Origin of the sequence: Klebsiella sp. NPDC088457, from assembly GCF_044900465.1 — a bacterium.
GTDB lineage: Bacteria > Pseudomonadota > Gammaproteobacteria > Enterobacterales > Enterobacteriaceae > Klebsiella.
In genome coordinates this window covers 1-2,096 of sequence record NZ_JBJDNH010000111.1, presented here as the reverse complement: position 1 = coordinate 2,096, position 2,096 = coordinate 1, and the positions used below count along the sequence as shown (strand labels likewise).

2 protein-coding genes are annotated in these 2,096 nt (G+C 54.9%); both read right to left on the bottom strand.

Going from position 1 to position 2,096, the window contains the following annotated elements; translation table 11 throughout:
• Nucleotides 1-1,858: cytochrome o ubiquinol oxidase subunit I (cyoB, locus tag ACI2JR_RS28205; RefSeq protein ID WP_462480099.1), on the bottom strand; the 1,858-nt coding region annotated here is incomplete at its 3' end.
• A gap of 19 nt (nt 1,859-1,877) precedes the next feature.
• On the bottom strand, nt 1,878-2,096 hold a 219-nt coding region (locus tag ACI2JR_RS28200; RefSeq protein ID WP_462480098.1), incomplete at its 5' end, for a COX aromatic rich motif-containing protein.

Sequence of the window (2,096 nt, the reverse complement as noted above, 5' to 3'; positions counted from 1 at the left end):
CGACGAAGCTTGCAATCGCCATCCACCAGATGTGCCAGATCATCGCGAAACCAAACACCGTGGCAAAGGCAGCAATAACGATGCCCGCGCCGCTGTTTTTCGGCATGTGAATTTCTTCATAGCCAGCAGGTTTCTTGTACGCTTCGCCTTTTTCTTTCATTTCCCAGAACGCATCGCGCTCGTGGACCTGCGGAACGATGGCGAAGTTGTAGAACGGCGGAGGAGAAGAGGTTGCCCACTCCAGAGTACGGCCGCCCCACGGGTCACCGGTCAGGTCGCGGTTTTGATCGCGATCGCGGATGGAGACGTAGAACTGAGTCAGCTGGCAGATAATACCGCATGCAATCAGCGCCGCGCCGCATGCCGCAACAACCAGCATCGGGTGGAACTGCGGGTCAATCTGCTGGCTGAGACGACGGGTCATCCCCATAAAGCCCAGCACGTACAGCGGCATAAATGCCACGAAGAAGCCGATGATCCAGAACCAGAAAGCGCGTTTGCCCCAGGTTTCGTTCAGCGTGAAGCCAAAGGCTTTTGGCCACCAGTAGGTCAGACCTGCGAAGCAACCGAATACCACACCACCGATAATAACGTTATGGAAGTGGGCAATCAGGAACAGACTGTTGTGCAGGACGAAGTCCGCGCCCGGTACCGCCAGCAGCACGCCGGTCATACCACCAACAGAGAAGGTTACGATGAAGCCGATAGTCCACAGCATCGCTGAGTTGAAGACGATACGGCCCTGGTACATGGTAAACAGCCAGTTGAAGATCTTAACCCCGGTCGGGATCGCGATAATCATCGTTGTAATACCGAAGAAGGCGTTGACGTTCGCGCCCGCACCCATGGTGAAGAAGTGGTGCAGCCAAACGATGAACGACAGCACGGTAATACATACTGTTGCCCATACCAGCGAGGTGTAGCCAAACAGACGCTTACGCGAGAAGGTCGCCGCGATTTCGGAGAAGACACCGAATACCGGCAGCACCAGGATATACACTTCCGGGTGGCCCCAGGCCCAAATCAGGTTGATGTACATCATCATGTTGCCACCCATCTCGTTGGTAAAGAAATGGGTGCCCAGGTAGCGGTCCAGGGTCAGCAGCGCGACGGTGACGGTCAGGATTGGGAAGGAGGCAATAATCAGGATGTTGGCGCACAGAGATGCCCAGCTAAATACTGGCATCTTGAACATCGTCATGCCAGGGGCACGCATCTTGATAATGGTCACGAAGAAGTTAATACCGGTTAACGTTGTACCGATACCGGAGAGCTGAAGCGCCCAGATCCAGTAATCGACCCCGACGCCCGGGCTGTACTCGATTCCCGACAGCGGCGGATAGGCCAGCCAACCGGTCTGCGCGAACTCACCGACGCCCAGGGACAGGTTAACCAGAATCACGCCGACAACGGTGAACCAGAAGCTCAGGTTGTTGAGGAACGGGAAGGCAACGTCGCGCGCACCGATCTGCAGCGGAACCACGAGGTTCATCAGACCGATAACAAACGGCATCGCTACGAAGAAGATCATGATAACGCCGTGGGCGGTAAAGATCTGATCGTAGTGGTGAGGCGGCAGGAAGCCTGCTTCCCCGGCCGAGGCCAGCACCTGCTGGCTACGCATCATAACGGCGTCAGCAAAGCCACGCAGCAACATCACGATTGCTACGATAACATACATGATACCGAGTCTTTTGTGGTCGACCGAAGTCAGCCACTCATTCCAAAGGTAGGACCACTTACCGAAGTAAGTGATTGCCGCCAGAAGCGCCAGTCCCCCAATGATGATTGCAGCCACCGTAATCACGATAATAGGTTCGTGGTAGGGCACTGCATCCAGTGTTAGTTTTCCGAACATCGTTTTCTTCCTCGGTCCCTTAGTGAGCGGTTTCCGCGTGGCTCATGTCCATGCCTTCCATCCCGTCGTGCGCCGCGTGCTCGCCTTCAGGTTGGGACATATCCATGCTCTTACCGTGAGACATAAATTTGTTAACAACATCTATGAACAAATCAGGTTTCACGTTAGAGAAGTACTCCACTTTGTTGTATTCGCTAGGCGCAGCGAGTTTGTCGAAGGCAGGCATGGAGTCGATGGT